Here is a 15,819-nt window from a genome sequence, read left to right as displayed (position 1 = left end):
AGTGAACGATTGTTAGCGTCGCGGGCTGGGCACACGACAGGCATGGCGCCCGGACGAGCGACCCTGCTTCCCTCCGTGTGCCTCCTCTCCGCCTCCCCGCCGACCAGCGCCGCTCGGCACCCCGGGGGGGCGGCAAGCGCGCCGCCCACCGCTCGCCGGTCCTTTCCCGTCGCCCCGCACCCGACGACCGGCGGACGGTCGCCTGAACCGGGGGTTGACATGGCCACACAGAGTTTTGGGGTACGAGGGATCGGGTCCGCCGTCATTGCCGGGGCGGCTCTCATCGGAGCCGCCCTCGCACTCGCCGCGCAGCGGCGTCGCCTTGAGGAGGCGCGTCTGCGTATCGAGGAGCTGGAGCAGGAAGAGTTGTCGCAACAGCGCAGCGCTCGGGCACGTCAGCAGCGCGTGCACTGGGAACTGTCGCTCAAGGCGATCGACGACCCCTCGCTCGCAGCCGTGATCAACACGTACGACGCCGAGATCCCACCGGCGAAGGTGCGGCAGTTCTTCTTCGCGAATGCCTGGTACGTCAACCTCTTCCACTTGGACCAGGCGGGCATCATCGACCAGCAAGAGATGTACGGCCGTCTTCGCGAACTGTTCCAGAGTCCGGTCTTCCGCGAGTACTGGCGGGCCAGTCGACCTAACCGGGCGACCTTGATTCACTCCTCCGCCGAAGCTCGGCTCGGCCGCCTCGCCGACCGTCTCCTCGAGGAGCTCGAGGAAGCGGACACAGAGGAGTGGTGGGTGGTCGGCGATCCACCGACGTCCTGACTTCTCGGTCGTCAACAGGCTGACATCACTCGCACGAGCGAGTCCTCCGAGAAATTCCGCGGCGTCGTTACGCATGAGTCCCAAGGGGCGCATTAGCCTGTCGGCATCCTGCCGGAAGTAAGCCTCCTCTAAGGATCGGTACCCCTTGAAGATCGTGCGCCGCATCGGTGTGCCTCCGCACGCCCGTGGCAGTACCTCGGGCGCGAACTGCCCTGACGTGTTCGAGCTGAGTGACGGCAACTTCGCCGTCATCGGCACAGAGGCCACAGCGGAGCTAGGCAAAGAGCTCCCGGACGACGCCTCACTGGCCGACTACGAGCGCATCGTGATCGTCAGCCGTGAGACGCTCGTGCGCGCGAAGGCCGATATCCCGGACGCCTAGCCCGCCGCTTCCCGGAGCCCGGTCCCCACGAAGGACCGGGCTCCGGCGCGTTCAGGACACGACCGGTACCGGCGCCGGAGCCGTCGGGCCCACATACCGGGCCGCCGGGCGGATGATCTTCGAATCCCGGGCCTGCTCAAGGATGTTGGCACTCCACCCCACCACCCGCGCAGCGGCGAACGTCGGGGTGAACATCGCGCGCGGCAACCCGCACAGCTCCATGACCACGCCCGCGTAGAACTCCACGTTCGTGTGAAGTTCCCGGCCCGGCTTCAGCTCGGCGAGGATCGACTCCACGTGGCGCTCGACCTCGACGGCGAACTCCACCATCGGCCCGCCGAACCTCTCGGCGATGCCCCGCAGCATCCGCGAACGAGGGTCCTCCGTGCGGTAGACGGGGTGGCCGAAGCCCATGATCCGGTCGCCCGCGAGGACCCGCTCGCGGATCCACCCGTCGATCCGGTCCGGCGCGCCGATCGCGTCGAGGGTGTCGAGCGCGCGGCTCGGGGCGCCGCCGTGCAGCGGCCCGGAGAGCGCCCCCACGGCGCCGACCAGACAGGCCGCGACATCGGCACCGGTCGACGTGATGACCCTCGCCGTGAACGTTGACGCATTGAACCCGTGATCAATGGTTGAGATCAGGTACTGCTCGATGGCGCGGGCGTGAGCAGGCTCCGGCTCCGAACCCGTCAGCATGTAGAGGTAGTTCGCGGCGTACGACAGGTCGTCGCGCGGTTCGACCGGTTCGAGGCCGTCGCCGAGCCGGTGCAGCGCCGTGAGCAGCGTCGGCACGACCGCCGCGGCGGCCAGGGTGTCGTCGCGCCGCCGCTCGTCGTCGATGTCGTACACAGGGCGGAAACCCTGTGAGGCACCGAAGAGCGACAGGGCGCTGCGCAGCCCGGCGAGCGGGCCGGAGAGCGCACCGGCGCGGGCGATCACCGGCAGCGCCGCCCGCACGTCGTCGGGCAGTCGGCGCAGGGCAGCCGTGCGCGCGGCGAAGGCCGCGGACTGCTCGGCGTCCGGCAGCTCGCCGTGGATCATCAGGTGCCATACGTCCTCGAAGCTGCGGGTCTGCGCGAGCTCGACGGCCGAGTACTGGCGGTAGTGGTAGAAGCCCTCACGCCCTCTGACGTCACCCAATTCGGTGTCGGTGACGACGACGCCCGCGAGTCCCCGCGGTACGTCGACAGGGGTGGACGTGGTCCCGTTGATCGGCATGTTTCCTCCCTGGACTTGATTTGACTGTCCACGCTTGACTCAATGTCTGTCAATATTGATTGAATCAATACAAGCGATGCGGATATACGGTGGCGCGCATGACGGATCACGAACCTGCATCCGCGCAGGGAGCCCGGCGGCTCAGCACCAGGGAGACGGCCGAACTTCTGGGTGTGAAGCCCGAGACCGTGTACGCGTACGTGAGCCGCGGTCAGCTCAGCAGCCGCCGGGCGGCGCCGGGCTCGCGCGGCAGCACGTTCGACGCGGCCGAGGTGGAGGCGCTCGCGCAGCGCAACAAGCGGGAGCCCGCAGCCGGTTCGGCCCCGGGCGAGCTCTCCGTACGCACGCGCATCACGTTGATCGACAAGGACCGCTACTACTTCCGCGGGGTGGACGCCGCCGAACTCGCCGCGCGTCACTCCTACGAAGAGGTCGCCGAGTGGCTGTGGACCGGGGCGCTGCGGCCGGGGGTCAGGTTCACCGCCCCCCGGCCGTCCCTCGCCGCGGCCCGGCGCGCCGTGGGGGCCCTGCCGGAGCACAGCGGCCCCGTCGACCGTCTGCGCGTCGCCGCGGTCGCCGCCGCCGTCACCGACCCGCTGCGCTTCGACCTCTCCGAGGAGGCCGTACTCGGCACGGCCCGCACCCTCATCCCGACGCTGGTGGCCGCCCTGCCACCCGTACGGCACACGCATCGCGACGGCGGACCGCTCGCCCAGCGCCTGTGGGGCCGCCTCTCCGGACGCGAACCCGACGATCCGTCACTGCACGTCCTGGACACGGCACTTGGGCTCCTCGTCGACCACGACCTCGCCGCGTCGACGCTCGCCGTCAGGGTCGCCGCGTCGGCGCGCGCGCACGCGTACGCGGCGGTGTCAGCCGGCCTCGGCGTCCTGGAGGGACCGCTCCACGGCGCCGCCAGCGGTCTCGCGCACCGCATGCTCCTCGAAGTCCTCGACCGCGGCAGCGCGGCCCCTGTGGTGGCGGACGAACTGCGTGCCGGGCGCCGCGTCCCGGGCCTCGGCCACCGCCTGTACAAGGGCGAGGACCCACGCGCCCAGGCCCTGTTCGCCCTCCTGGAAGAGATTCCGCAGGTCCACCCGGCGCTCGCCGCGGCCCGCGACGTCGTGGCGACGACCGCCCGCCACACCGACCTGCACGCGAACGTGGACCTCGCACTCGCGGTCTTCACCGTCTCGTGCGGCATGCCCGCCGAGGCCGGCGAGACCGTCTTCGCGGTGGCCCGGACGGCGGGCTGGATCGCGCACGCCCTGGAGGAGTACGGCGAGCGCCCGCTGCGGATGCGGCCGAGCGGACAGTACGTGGGACTGCGCCCGCCTCAGCCGTTGCCCGCGCCCGACGCCCCGCTGCCGACCGAGTGAGGTTAGGCTCCCCTACGTGAGTACGTGTACGACCGCCTCGCAGGATCTGAACGAGCCCCTCGCGGGGACCGCCGCCACCGCGAGTACCTGGCTGCTGATCGAGCAGCCGGGGCCCTGGGGCGTGAAGGCGCTGACGTCCAGCCATCTGGACCCGGAGCTCGGCAGGGCCCTGGAGGCGGCCGCGGAGGGGACCGGCGTACGCGTCGCCCTCATCAGGCGCCCGGGCCGGCACGCGGACTTCCACGCCACCACCCGGCGTCATGTGTATGTGGCCCACACCATCCCGGGAAACACATGGCTGCGCGGCACCATGACCGAGTCCCCGCAGGACTTGCTCGCACTCGACTTCGCCGCCCTGGGAGCGGGTGATCACCGCGGCTTCGGCACCCCGCACGAGGGCGCGCCGCTCGCGCTCGTCTGCACCAACGGCAAGCGCGACCGCTGCTGCGCCCTCCTGGGCCGGCCGCTCGCCGCCGACCTCGCCGCGTCCGGACAGGACGGCATCTGGGAGGTCACCCACCTCGGCGGCCACCGCTTCTCCCCCACACTGCTCGTACTGCCCTACGGCTACGCGTACGGCCGTGCCGACGCCGCCCACGTCAAGGACACCCTCGACGCGGTACGGGCCGGCCGGATCGTCACCGACGGGTGCCGCGGGAACTCCGCATGGGAGCGGCCCGGCCAGGCCGCCGAGCTCGCCGTGCGCACGTCCGCCGGGATCGATGACGCCGGAGTGCTGACCGTCGTCGGCACGGAGGCAACGGCGCCGGGGCATGGGGCTCTCTGGGAGGTCACCGTCACCCACGCGGACGGCCGCCGCTGGCACGTCACGGTCGCGCAGAGCGCTTCGCTGCCGCCCCGCCCCGAGAGCTGCGGTGCCGCACTGGGGACTCCTGCGCGCATGGACGTACTCGCGGTGGACGAGATCGCGCCCGCCGTCACAGGCCCCCTCGGCGCGAGCGGCTGACCCGGCCGGCTCGCGCCCCGCACCGGCGCGCACACGGCACCCCATCACTCCTTACGAGGCGCATCCCAGCCCGCGAGATACCCGCCACATCCGCTACGGAGTACCCCGCTCGCCCCCTTACCGTTCTTCGTATGAGCCCCACTCCCCCCACACGCCGGCTGCGCTTCGGCCTGCCGCGGCGCGTCTTTGCGCAGGTGCTGCTGATGCAGGTGGCGATCGCCGCCGGGGTGGCCGTGCTCGCGACGGGGCTCTTCCTCGCGCCGCTCAGCGACCAGCTCGACGACCAGGCGATGCGCCGCGCGCTGGCGATCGCGCAGACCACCGCGGCCCAGCCGAGCATCGCCGAGGACCTGCGGCGTTCTCGTCCCACGGTCGACGGTCCCGTCCAGCGGGAGGCCGAGCGGATCCGCCGGGCCAGTGGCGCCGAGTACGTAGTGATCATGAACAAGGAAGGCGTCCGCTGGTCCCACACCGATCCGGGCGAGGTCGGCAGGATCGTCTCCACGGACCCCAGCGAGGCGCTCGCGGGCCACGAGGTCATGGAGATCGACAGCGGCACCCTGGGACGCTCGGCGCGCGGGAAGGTGCCCCTGCGCGACGCACAGGGCGACATCGTCGGGGCCGTCTCCGTGGGCATCGAGTACGACAGCGTCAGGGCGCGGCTCATCCACGCCATTCCGGGCTTGTTCGCCTACGCGGGCGGCGCCCTGGCCGTCGGTGCGTTGGCCGCCTACCTGATCTCGCGCCGGGTCCAGCGGCAGACCCGTGACCTGGCGTTCTCCGATATTTCGGGGCTGCTCTCGGAGCGCGAGGCCATGTTGCACGGCATTCGGGAAGGCGTCGTCGCGCTGGACCGGAGCGGCCGGATCCGGCTGCTCAACGACGAGGCGCACCGGCTCCTGGGCATCGGCGACGAGGTGATCGGGCAGTCGCTCGACGACGCGCTGGGCCCAGGTCGTACGACCGATGTGCTGGCGGGCCGGGCCACGGGCACGGATCTGGTGACGGTCCGCGGCCAGCGCGTCCTGATCGCCAATCGCATGCCCACGGACGACGGCGGCGCCGTCGCCACCCTCCGGGACCGCACCGAACTGGAGCAACTGGGGCGCGAGCTCGACTCGACGCGCGGCCTGATCGACGCCCTGCGCGCCCAGGACCACGAGCACGCCAACCGCATGCACACGCTGCTCGGCCTGCTCGAACTGGAGATGTTCGACGACGCCGTCGAGTTCGTCGGCGAGGTGGTGGGCGACCACAGGGCGACCGCGGAGCAGGTGACCGAGAAGGTCCACGATCCACTGCTCGCGGCTCTCCTGGTCGGCAAGGCGACGGTGGCGGCGGAGCGCGGAGTCGCCCTGTGGATCTCCGACAGGACGCTCCTCCCCGACCGGTTGATCGACCCACGGGGGCTCGTCACGATCGTCGGGAATCTGGTCGACAACGCGGTGGACGCGGTCGCGGGCACCCCCCACGCGCGCGTGGAGGTCGATGCACGGGCGGCCGACGACCGCGCGGTGGAGTTGCGGGTGCGCGACACGGGGCCCGGCATCCCCGCCGCCCGGCGGGAGTTGGTCTTCACGGAGGGGTGGTCCACCAAGAAGCCTCCCTCCCACGGGAAGCGCGGTATCGGTCTGCCCCTCGTGCGCCGGCTCGCGGAACGGCAGGGCGGCAGCGTCCACGTGGGGGAACCGGACGGCGGGGGCGCGGAGTTCACCGTCGTCCTGCCCGAGGCGCTCACGGATCCGGGCCTCGCGCAGGAGGCCACCGAGGCACCCATGACCACCACGGCCGACATCGCCGCCGATGCCATGGCCGCCCCCACAAAGGAGGACCCGCGATGATCGAAGTGCTGGTCGTGGACGACGACATCCGCGTCGCGCGCGTGAACGCGGCCTACGTGCAGAAGGTGGCGGGCTTCCGCGTGGTGGCCGAGGCACACAGTTCGGCCGAGGCCCTGCGCGAGGTGGAGTCCCAGCCGCAGATCGACCTGATCCTCATGGACCACTACCTGCCGGACGAGACGGGTCTGGCGACCGTTCAGGAGATCCGGCGCCGCGGCCACCAGACCGACGTGATCATGGTGACGGCGGCGCGTGACGTCTCCACGGTGCAGGCCGCCATGCGGCTCGGGGCGCTGCAGTACCTGGTCAAGCCGTTCGCGTTCGCGGGGCTGCGCGCCAAGCTGGAGGCGTACGCGGGACTGCGCCGCACGCTGGACGGCGGCGGCGAGGCCGAACAGGCCCAGGTCGACCGGATCTTCGGCGCCCTCTCCGCAGACACGGAGCCGGACCTTCCGAAGGGACACTCCCTCAGCACGGCGGAGCTCGTCCGCAGGGCTCTGGTGGACGCGGAGGGCCCGCTCTCGGCGCAGGAGGTCGGGGACCGTACGGGACTGAGCCGGCAGACGGCCCAGCGCTATCTGAAGCTCCTGGAACGCACCGGCCGCGCCGGCCTGACCCTCAAGTACGGCGACGCGGGCCGCCCTGAACACCGTTATGTCTGGGCGACCCGCACCTGAGCGACCTACGAGGAGTCGACGTGGTCAGCCGGCGGCCTTGTCGACGAACTCGGTGGTGTACGTCTTGCTCAGGTCGACCTTGGCGTTCTTGATGTTCGGGTTGAATGCCTTGAGCACACTTTCAACAGTCTCGGGGCCGTTCTTGGGCATCACGCCGTCCGTCGTGAACATCGGCAGTGTGGCCTTGATCGCCTCGGCGTACAGCTTCTTGTCGCCCTGGGAGTAGTCGGCCGGCATCTTGGCCGCGATCTCGTCGGCGCTGTGCGTGGACATCCACTTGAGCGTCTTCACGAAGGCGTTGGCGAGCTTCTGGACCGTCGGCTTGTGGCTGTTGACCCAGTCCGTCTGCATGTAGAGGCTCGACGACGGGTACGGGCCGCCGAGCGCCTCCTGGGAGCCCTCCGGGGTCCGCATGTCGACGAGGACCTTGCCGAGCTTCTTGTCCAGGATCGTGGCGACGGTGGGGTCCGTCGTCATGCCGCCGTCGATGGCGCCCTTCTGGAGCGCGGAGACGAACGTCGGGCCCGCGCCGACGGCCACCGGCGAGAACTGGCTCGGCTGGACGCCGTTCTTGACCGCCAGGTACTTCGTGAGGAAGTCCGTCGAGGAGCCGAGGCCCGTGATGCCGAGCTTCTTGCCCTTGAAGTCCTTGGGCGAGGAGATGTCGCCGGACGCCTTGTTGGAGACGATCTCCACCTCTCCCGGGGCCCGCGAGAACTGCACCACGGACTCCACGGCCTTGCCCTTCACCTGCAGGTCGAGCGTGTGGTCGTAGAAGCCGACGGCCCCCTGGACCTGGCCGGAGACGAGCGCCGTCTCGGCCTGGACACCCGCGGGCTCGCTCAGGAGTTGGACATTCAAACCCTCATCCTTGAAGTAGCCGAGCCGGTCCGTGAGCATCGCCGGCATGTAGATGACCTTGTCCAGGCCGCCGACCATGATCTTGACGTGCTCGCCCTTGCCGTCCGCCTTCTTGCCGGAGCCGGAACTCGTACTGGCGGCGTCGTTGGCACACGCCGTGAGCGAGGAGAGGGCGAGCAGGCCGGTCGCTGCGAGGGCACAGAGGCGCGCGGTCTTGCGCATGGTGGTTCACGTCCTTGTGAAGAGGCTGAAGAATCTGAAACGGGTGGGGAGAGCGGTGCGGGGAAGCGCTGTTGGCGCGCGCCGAAGGGCAGCCGTCAGCTGTCCGAGTCCTTCGGCTTCCAGCGGAAGATGCGGCGCTCGGCGAAGGTGAGGAGCCCCTCGGCCAGCAGGGCCACGACGGCGAGGATGACCATCGCCGCGTACACACCCGCCGCGTTGAACGTGCCCTGCGACTGCGCGACGAGCAGGCCGACGCCCTTGGTCGCGCCGATGTACTCGCCGACGATCGCGCCGATCAGCGCGAAGCCGAAGCTCACATGGAGGCTGGTGAAGATCCATGACGTGGCGGACGGGATGACGACCTGAAGCGTCACGCGGCGGTCGCTGGCGCCGAGGATGCGCGCGTTGGCGACCAGGTTCCGGTCGACCTCCCGGGCTCCCTGGAAGGCGTTGAAGAACACCGGGAAGAACACCAGGACGACGGCGGAGGCCACCTTGGAGGCCGGGCCGAGTCCGAACCAGATCACGAAGATCGGGGCGAGCACGATCCTCGGGATGGAGTTGAGGACCTTGATGTACGGGCCGAGGACGTCGGCGAGGAAGGTGATGCGCCCCAGTGCGATACCGAAGACGACACCGGCGATCACACCGATGATCCAGCCGACGAGCGCTTCGTAGAGCGTGTACCAGACCTGTTCGCCCAGGGAGCCGAGCGCCGTGCCATGGGTGGTCCAGGTCCAGATCTGGTCCCAGATCTTCGACGGCATCGAGAAGTTGAACGGGTCGATGATCGCGGCGCGCGCGAGCACCTCCCAGAGGCCGAGGACGGCGACGAGGAGCAGGACCCGGGCGCCGCCGATCAGCACCTTGCGCCGGCGGGCGGCGCGGGCCTTGGTGACGGCGCGTCCCGGCTTGGCGGTGTCGGTGGCGGGCGCGGCGGTGACGGTGTCAGGCGACATCGGCGGCACCTCTCTCGCGCGTGATGCGGACCTCTTCGCCGAGGGACTCCCAGATCTCGCGGTAGATGTCGATGAACTCGGGCAGCAGGCGCACCGATTCGACCTTGCGGGGGCGCGGCAGGTCGATGTCGAAGACCTGCTTCACGGTGGCCGGACCCGCGGTCATGACGACGACCTTGTCGGCCAGCGCGATCGACTCCTCCAGGTCGTGGGTGACGAAGACGACCGAGGCGCCCGTGCCCTCCCACAGCTCCAGGAGCTCGTCCGACATCAGGGCCCTGGTCTGCACGTCGAGCGCCGAGAACGGCTCGTCCATGAGCAGGATCTCGGGGTCGTTGACGAACGTGGCGGCGAGCGCGACGCGCTTGCGCTGGCCTCCGGAGAGCTGGTGCGGGTAGCGGTCCTCGAAGGACGCGAGGCCGACGCGGGCCAGCCATTCGCGGGCCTTGGCCTTCGCCTCGGCCTTCGGTACGCCGCGGAAGCGCGGGCCCGCCATGACGTTGGACAGCACCGTTCGCCAGGGGAACGTCGCGTCCTGCTGGAACACGAATCCGACCTTGTCGCCGACTCCCTCGACGGGTTGGCCGGCCACCAGGACCTCTCCCTCGGTGGGTTCCTCCAGGCCGCTGACGAGGGTGAGGGTGGTCGACTTGCCGCAGCCGGTGGGGCCGACGACGGCCACGAACTCGCCACGTGCGACGGTCAGATCGAGCTCCCTGACCGCGGTGTGCAGGCCGCCCGAAGGCGTCCTGAAGATTTTGCTCGCGCCCCGCAGTTCGATGGCGGGGCCGGTGTCTGTGCTCATGGCCGGAAGGTAGGTGTGACCTGGGACACCGCATCAGTCTTCTGGGCGCAAGGCGGACTTCTGCTCGCAAGAGGCTGTTGTGCTCTTTTTGCTCGCGCTACAACAGCTGAGCCGAAACACGGGCTTAACAGCTCGCCTGGGCTTGAGGGAGAGAGGCCCGATGATTGACGTCCTGGTCGTGGACGACGACTTCCGTGTCGCCGAGATCAACGCGAAGTACGTGGGAAAGGTTCCCGGCTTCCGAGTGGTGGCCCGCGCCCACAATGCCGCGCAGGCACTGGCCTTCGTGGAGCGCCAGCGCATCGACCTCGTGCTGCTCGACCACTACCTGCCCGACATGACGGGCCTCGAAATAGCCCACCGGATGCGGGAGAACGGCCACAACACCGACGTCATCATGATCACGGCGGCGAGCGACGTCCTGACGGTGCAGGCGGCGATGCGCCAGGGCGCGCTGCACTACCTGGTCAAACCGTTCACGTTCGCCGCGCTGCGCTCCAGGCTCGACTCGTACGCGGCGCTGCGGCGCACCGTGGACCGGGTCAGCGGCCGCGGCGCTGCGGGCCAGGAGCAGGTCGACCGGATCTTCGGTGCGCTACGGGCGCTGCCCATGCCCGCGTCGCCCGGCCTGCCGAGCGGGCAGTCGGAGCCGACCACGGATCTGATCTGCGGCGTGCTGCACCGCGCCGACCATCCGCTGTCCGCCCACGAGGTGGCGGCGGAGACGGGCCTGAGCCGCTCCACGGCGCAGCGGTATCTGCGGCACATGGAACAGGCTGGCCGGCTCCGCCTCACGCTCAAGTACGGGGACACCGGGCGTCCGGAGCACCGCTATGTCTGGGTGGCGCCCTGAGGGGCCGAGGTGACCTGAGCATTCCGGGGTCAGCCGCGCGAGGGCTCGGGCCGCATGTGTGGGGCGCGGCCCTCAGACGGCTCCCGCCCCGGTCAGCGCACGCACCTCCGTCTCCGCGTGCTTGGCCTCGTCCGGTGGCTCGGGCGAGGTGACCGTGCCGAGCCAGCCCGCCAGGAATCCGAGGGGAATGGAGACGAGGCCGGGGTTCTCCAGCGGGAAGAACTGGAAGTCCGCGCCGGGGAACAGCGAGGTCTCGCTGCCGGACACGACGGGTGACAGGACCACCAGGATGAGGGCGGGCACGAGCCCTCCGTAGACGGACCACACGGCGCCGCGCGTGGTGAAATTCCGCCAGAACAGCGAGTACAGCAGTACGGGCAGATTCGCGGAGGCCGCCACGGCGAAGGCGAGGCCCACGAGGAACGCCACATTGAGGTCGCGGGCGAGCAGCCCCAGAGCGATCGCGACCACGCCGATTCCGGCCGCGGCGACGCGGGCCACGGCGACCTCGCTGCGCGGCTTGGCATGGGGCCGTCGCAGGGACGCGTACAGGTCGTGGGCCACGGACGCCGAGGAGGCGAGCGTGATCCCGGCGACGACGGCGAGGATCGTGGCGAAGGCGACGGCCGCGACCACCGCGAACAGAACCGTTCCACCTGTGGAGTCCGGACCGCCGCCCAGGTCGAGGGCGAGCAGCGGAACCGCGGTGTTCCCCGCCGCGTTCGAACCGCGCACGGTGTCGGAGCCCACGATCGCCGCCGCACCGAAACCGAGCACGATGGTCATCAGGTAGAAGCTGCCGATGAGTCCGATGGACCAGATGACCGAGCGGCGCGCGGCCCGTGCCGTCGGAACGGTGTAGAAGCGCGACAGGATGTGCGGCAGCCCGGCAGTGCCGAGCACGAGCGCAAGCCCCAGGCTGATGAAGTCGAGCCGCGCGGTCCAGTCGCCGCCGTACTTGAGTCCGGGCGCGAGGAACGCGGCTCCGTGCCCGCTGCGCTGCGCCGCCGTACGCAGCAGCTGGTCGAAGTCCCCGTGGAAACGCACCAGGACGAGCACGGTCAGGGTGATCGCCCCGCCCATGAGCAGGACCGCCTTGACGATCTGGATCCAGGTGGTGGCGCGCATCCCTCCCAGCGACACATAGATGACCATGAGCCCGCCGACACCGACGACGGTCCATGCCTGTACGGCTCCGCCGGTGCTGCCGAGCAGCAGCGCGACCAGGCTGCCCGCACCCACCATCTGCGCCACCAGATAGAGAACGGACACCGTCACCGAGGAAGTTCCCGCCGCGATCCGCACGGGACGCTCCCGCATCCTGGCGGCGATGACGTCGGCGAGCGTGAACCGCCCGCAGTTGCGCACGAGTTCGGCGACCAGCAGCAGCACGACGAGCCAGGCGACGAGGAACCCGACCGAGTAGAGCAGACCGTCGTAGCCGAAGAGTGCGATCAGGCCCGAGATACCGAGGAAGGAGGCGGCCGACATGTAGTCGCCCGCGATGGCGAAACCGTTCTCCATGGGCGAGAAGAGCCGCCCGCCCGCGTAGAACTCTTCCGCCGAGCCGTGCCTGTTGCGGCTCACCCAGGTGGTGATCGCCAGGGTGACGGCGACGAACACGCTGAACAGCAGCAGCGCCAGCGTCTGATGGTTCCCGGTCACCGCTGTCCACCCTCGATCACTCGCGTCATCTCCTGGGTGTCCCAGCGCAGTTCGAGCGCCGCGCGGTCCCTTCGCAACCGTGCATGGCGCGAGTACAGCCACGTCAGAAGGAAGGTGCTCAGGAACTGCCCCAGCCCTGCCAGCATCGCCACGTTCACCGCGCCCGCGACGGGCCTGCCCATCAGACCTGGGGCCGTCGTCGCCGCCAGGATGTACGCGAGATACCAGGCGAAGAAGGCCGCGGCGGCCGGAATGACGAACCTCCGGTAGCGGCTGCGCACTTCCTGGAAGGCGGCGCTGCGCTGCACCTCCAGATAGATCGCGGCCGCGCTCCGCTCCGGGGGCGCGGCCTGGGGAGGTACGGCCGGGGCCGGGGCCCCCGTGCCGTCCAACTCGCCCCACCCGGAGGCCAGCGCGTCGTACCAGGGATCGCCGAGAACACCGCGATCACCGGCCCGGGTCTGCGCCACCTCGCGCCCGTCGTGCTTCTCCACCGAACTCTCCTTGTCCGCGGGCCACTTAGGCCGCGAGCCCAAGGATGGGCAGAACGGGAAGATCCCGGACTCTTCTCACATCCCCCTTCACCCCATTAGGTGATGGACGACCCCGGTGGCTGAACAAGGCCGTGTCGATAGGCATACCGCACCGCCTGCGCCCGGTCCTTGAGGCCGGTCTTGGCGAAGAGATTGTTGATGTGTGTCTTCACCGTCGCGGTGGAGACATGCAGGGCGCGGGCGATCTCCTGATTGGTGAGCCCCTCGGCGATGAGCCTCAGAACTTCGGCCTCGCGCGCGGTGATCCCGTCGGGCGGATCCACCGGCGCGGGGGCCGGTGCGGGTTCCGAGAGGCGCTCCAGGAGGCGGCGCTGGATCTTCGGGGAAAGGCCCGCGTCACCGGAGAGCACGTCCTCGACGGCCCGCACGATCTCGTCGCCGCCCGCGTCCTTGGTGAGATAGCCGCGGGCTCCGGCCTTGAGCGCGGGGAACAGCGACTCGTCGTCCGCGTAGGTGGTCAGGATGACGACCTGGGTCCCGGGGTACTCCGAGCGGATCCGCCGCGTCGCCTCCACCCCGTCACAGCGTGGCATGCGCAGGTCCATGAGGACGACGTCCGGAGCGAGTTGGGCGACGAGCGCGACGGCCTCGTCCCCGTCACCGGCCGCTCCGACCACCTCGATGCCCGGCAGCAGCCCGAGCAACATCACGATGCCCTCGCGCACGACGGTCTGGTCATCGGCGACCACCACTCTGGCGTCCCTGCGCGCCGCACCACTTGCCAGCGAACCGGCCGAGTCCGCGGCGCCTGCCTGCGAACCTGTCGCCGCGTCTGCCGCGCCTGCCTGTGAACCTGCCGACACATCTGCCGCGCCTGTCTGCGAACCTGCCGCGTCCGCCGCGCGATCCGCCCCGTTCGCCCCCGCGCCCGTCCCGCTCATGCGGGTACCTTCAGCTTCACTACGAAACCCTCCTCGCACGGCCCTGCCACGAGCGTGCCGCCGAGAAGCTCCGCACGCTCCCTCATCCCCAACAGACCGTAGCCGGAGCCACTGACAGTGAGCTCTCCCGCCGGCGCGGCCGAACCCGAATCCCTTACCTCAAGGGTCACTTCGGCGGCGCCGTACTCCAGTCTCACCTGCGCCTTCGCACCCGACGCGTGTTTGCGTACGTTCGTCAGGGCCTCCTGGGCGACCCTGCGTACGGTCTGTGACGCCTCCACGGACAGCGGGCGCCGCACACCCTCCACCGAGACCGTCGCACCGTCCGTGGCGACGAGCTCGCGCAGGAAGTCCTCCAGCGGGGTCATCTCACCGCGCAGCGCCGAGAGTGCCTGGCGCGTCTCCGTGAGCCCGTCACGTGCCATGCCCCGGGCGGCGACGACCCGCTCGTGGATCTGGTCGAGATCCGCGCCCCGCTCGATGAGCAGACGGGCCGCTTCGAGGTGGACGAGCTGGGCGGAGAGGCTGTGCGCCAGCACGTCATGGATCTCCCGCGCGATCCGAGCCCGCTCGGCCAGCGCGGCGGATTCCGCCTCCGCGGCCCTCGCGGCCCGCTCCTGACGGAGCAGCCGCTGGGCGCTTCCTCTCGCCTCCGCGTCGAGGCGCAGGACGTATCCCGCGAGGCAGAGCCCGATGGTGGTGACCGCCGTGGTGAACCATGCGTCGTTGTTCAGGACCGCGAACCCGGTGAGCGCGCCGGCCGTGAGAGGAATGGCCGCGACCAGGGGCAGCCGCTCCAGAGCTGTGACGGCGCAGCCGCACCACAGGACGAGCGCCGGCCCTCTGAACCCTGCCTGCTCCGCCGCGAATGCCGCGCCCAGCAGGAGGGCAAGCAGTCCCACGGAGGGCCACAGCAGGTGTTCCAGCGTGGTCCGGAAGAACCCCCAGGCCGCGGCGCCGCAAGCGATGAGCGCGACCGGCGCCAGGGCGACGGCCCAGCCGTGCACGCCACGCTCCGCTGCCGCGGTCCACACGAGAGCCGTGAGCGCGACCCCTCGCACGACGCGGGCCAGGACCCGCCGCGCCCGCGTGAGCCCTTCGCGGGAGAGCGCCTCCCGCGAGGGCCAGCTGGTCCAGGCTCCGGGCGTCACACACGGTCCTTCCACGACGGCGCGGGCACGCCGTCACCGTACGCCCCGGCCCCCTGGTGTGCAGTCTGCAGGGACTGCGCACGCCAGATGAGGACTCCGGAGCGGACGAGCAGGGTGGCGGCCAGGGCGAGCATGAGGGCGGCGCTGCCCTGCTTGATGCCGAAGGCCGCGCCTGCGGCGTAGAGACCTGCCCGTACGGCCACACCCACGATCCAGACGGCGCCGCTGGCCTTGGTGCTCCTGCTCCACACGGTGCCGTCCTGCGCGGTCCACAGACGGGTCGTCCAGGCCCAGCCGGCGCCGATGGCGAGACCGACGAGCAGCTCGACGCCCATGAGCGAGGCCGAGAGTGCCTGGTGGTGGGGGTCGAGGAGGTCCGGCTTGCGCACGGCCATGAAGACGAGCACGGCGGGCACGACCCACCAGCGCTTGTCCATGGTGATCGGCTGCGCCTTGAACTGACGGACGACCACCAGCACGACGACGGCGATGATCACCAGCACATTGGTGAGCCCGGACATGGCGGCCTCCGACTTTCCGTGACTTCGAGGATTTCGAGGATTTCGAGAACTTCGCCGGACGACGCCGAGCGGCGACGTCGAGCAACATCTTCGAAGTTACGGAAAAGCC

General features: G+C 70.3%; 16 protein-coding genes. 7 read left to right on the top strand and 9 right to left on the bottom strand.

The features are described 5' to 3' along the window. Positions 1 to 219: 219 nt before the first annotated feature. Together LGI35_RS32160 and LGI35_RS32155 are read left to right on the top strand one after the other, a co-directional pair. Positions 220 to 774 carry a DUF6082 family protein gene (locus LGI35_RS32160; protein ID WP_227297798.1) on the top strand — a complete coding sequence of 185 codons (555 nt, stop codon included), beginning with the start codon at positions 220 to 222 and terminating at the stop codon, positions 772 to 774. 145 nt (positions 775 to 919) lie between these two features. Further along, on the top strand, positions 920 to 1,156 hold the full coding sequence (locus tag LGI35_RS32155; protein WP_227297797.1) for a hypothetical protein: 237 nt from the start codon (positions 920 to 922) through the stop codon (positions 1,154 to 1,156). Between the two features lie 51 nt (positions 1,157 to 1,207). On the opposite strand, the gene LGI35_RS32150 is transcribed toward LGI35_RS32155, so the two are convergent. Continuing rightward, complete coding sequence (locus LGI35_RS32150) at positions 1,208 to 2,374, bottom strand: citrate synthase/methylcitrate synthase (protein ID WP_227297796.1); 1,167 nt, start codon at positions 2,372 to 2,374, stop codon at positions 1,208 to 1,210. 98 nt (positions 2,375 to 2,472) lie between these two features. On the opposite strand from LGI35_RS32150, the gene LGI35_RS32145 reads away from it, so the two are divergent. From LGI35_RS32145 to LGI35_RS32130, 4 genes are all read left to right on the top strand, one after another. After that, a complete protein-coding gene (locus LGI35_RS32145; protein ID WP_227297795.1) occupies positions 2,473 to 3,753 on the top strand; it encodes a citrate synthase in 1,281 nt (426 codons plus the stop codon). Between the two features lie 16 nt (positions 3,754 to 3,769). Beyond that, positions 3,770 to 4,720, top strand: a complete 951-nt coding sequence (locus LGI35_RS32140; protein ID WP_227297794.1) for a sucrase ferredoxin — start codon at positions 3,770 to 3,772, stop codon at positions 4,718 to 4,720. A 131-nt stretch (positions 4,721 to 4,851) separates the two neighbouring features. After that, positions 4,852 to 6,561, top strand: a complete 1,710-nt coding sequence (locus tag LGI35_RS32135; protein WP_227297793.1) for a sensor histidine kinase — start codon at positions 4,852 to 4,854, stop codon at positions 6,559 to 6,561. Continuing rightward, positions 6,558 to 7,238, top strand: a complete 681-nt coding sequence (locus LGI35_RS32130; RefSeq protein WP_227297792.1) for a response regulator — start codon at positions 6,558 to 6,560, stop codon at positions 7,236 to 7,238. Before LGI35_RS32135 ends, LGI35_RS32130 begins: the two co-directional genes overlap by 4 nt. Before the next feature lie 24 nt (positions 7,239 to 7,262). Here LGI35_RS32130 and LGI35_RS32125 read toward each other — a convergent pair whose 3' ends face one another. The 3 genes from LGI35_RS32125 to LGI35_RS32115 form a co-directional block, all read right to left on the bottom strand. Continuing rightward, entirely contained in the window at positions 7,263 to 8,321 is a 1,059-nt protein-coding gene (locus LGI35_RS32125; protein WP_227297791.1) for an ABC transporter substrate-binding protein, read from the bottom strand. A gap of 95 nt (positions 8,322 to 8,416) precedes the next feature. Beyond that, complete coding sequence (locus LGI35_RS32120) at positions 8,417 to 9,280, bottom strand: ABC transporter permease (RefSeq protein ID WP_227297790.1); 864 nt, start codon at positions 9,278 to 9,280, stop codon at positions 8,417 to 8,419. Then, positions 9,270 to 10,085, bottom strand: a complete 816-nt coding sequence (locus LGI35_RS32115; protein WP_227297789.1) for an ABC transporter ATP-binding protein — start codon at positions 10,083 to 10,085, stop codon at positions 9,270 to 9,272. Before LGI35_RS32115 ends, LGI35_RS32120 begins: the two co-directional genes overlap by 11 nt. Positions 10,086 to 10,245: 160 nt before the next feature. On the opposite strand from LGI35_RS32115, the gene LGI35_RS32110 reads away from it, so the two are divergent. Further along, positions 10,246 to 10,938: a response regulator gene (locus LGI35_RS32110; protein ID WP_227297788.1), complete on the top strand. Its 693-nt coding sequence runs from the start codon at positions 10,246 to 10,248 to the stop codon at positions 10,936 to 10,938. A gap of 72 nt (positions 10,939 to 11,010) precedes the next feature. Here LGI35_RS32110 and LGI35_RS32105 read toward each other — a convergent pair whose 3' ends face one another. The 5 genes from LGI35_RS32105 to LGI35_RS32085 form a co-directional block, all read right to left on the bottom strand. After that, a complete protein-coding gene (locus LGI35_RS32105) occupies positions 11,011 to 12,603 on the bottom strand; it encodes a solute symporter family protein (protein ID WP_227297787.1) in 1,593 nt (530 codons plus the stop codon). Then, positions 12,600 to 13,097 (bottom strand): DUF485 domain-containing protein, encoded by a 498-nt coding sequence (locus tag LGI35_RS32100; RefSeq protein WP_227297786.1) that lies wholly within the window; start codon positions 13,095 to 13,097, stop codon positions 12,600 to 12,602. The genes LGI35_RS32105 and LGI35_RS32100 overlap by 4 nt, the downstream gene beginning before the upstream one ends. A 95-nt stretch (positions 13,098 to 13,192) precedes the next feature. After that, positions 13,193 to 13,882 (bottom strand): response regulator transcription factor, encoded by a 690-nt coding sequence (locus LGI35_RS32095; protein WP_376597311.1) that lies wholly within the window; start codon positions 13,880 to 13,882, stop codon positions 13,193 to 13,195. Positions 13,883 to 14,034: 152 nt separating this feature from the next. Further along, complete coding sequence (locus LGI35_RS32090; RefSeq protein WP_227297784.1) at positions 14,035 to 15,189, bottom strand: sensor histidine kinase; 1,155 nt, start codon at positions 15,187 to 15,189, stop codon at positions 14,035 to 14,037. Then, on the bottom strand, positions 15,186 to 15,710 hold the full coding sequence (locus tag LGI35_RS32085; RefSeq protein ID WP_227297783.1) for a DUF1453 domain-containing protein: 525 nt from the start codon (positions 15,708 to 15,710) through the stop codon (positions 15,186 to 15,188). Before LGI35_RS32085 ends, LGI35_RS32090 begins: the two co-directional genes overlap by 4 nt. Between the last annotated feature and the right edge of the window lie 109 nt (positions 15,711 to 15,819).

The organism is Streptomyces longhuiensis (genome assembly GCF_020616555.1).
Lineage (GTDB): Bacteria > Actinomycetota > Actinomycetes > Streptomycetales > Streptomycetaceae > Streptomyces > Streptomyces longhuiensis.
Note: the sequence above shows the minus strand (reverse complement) of the source record. Positions and strands in the feature narration are given on the sequence as shown.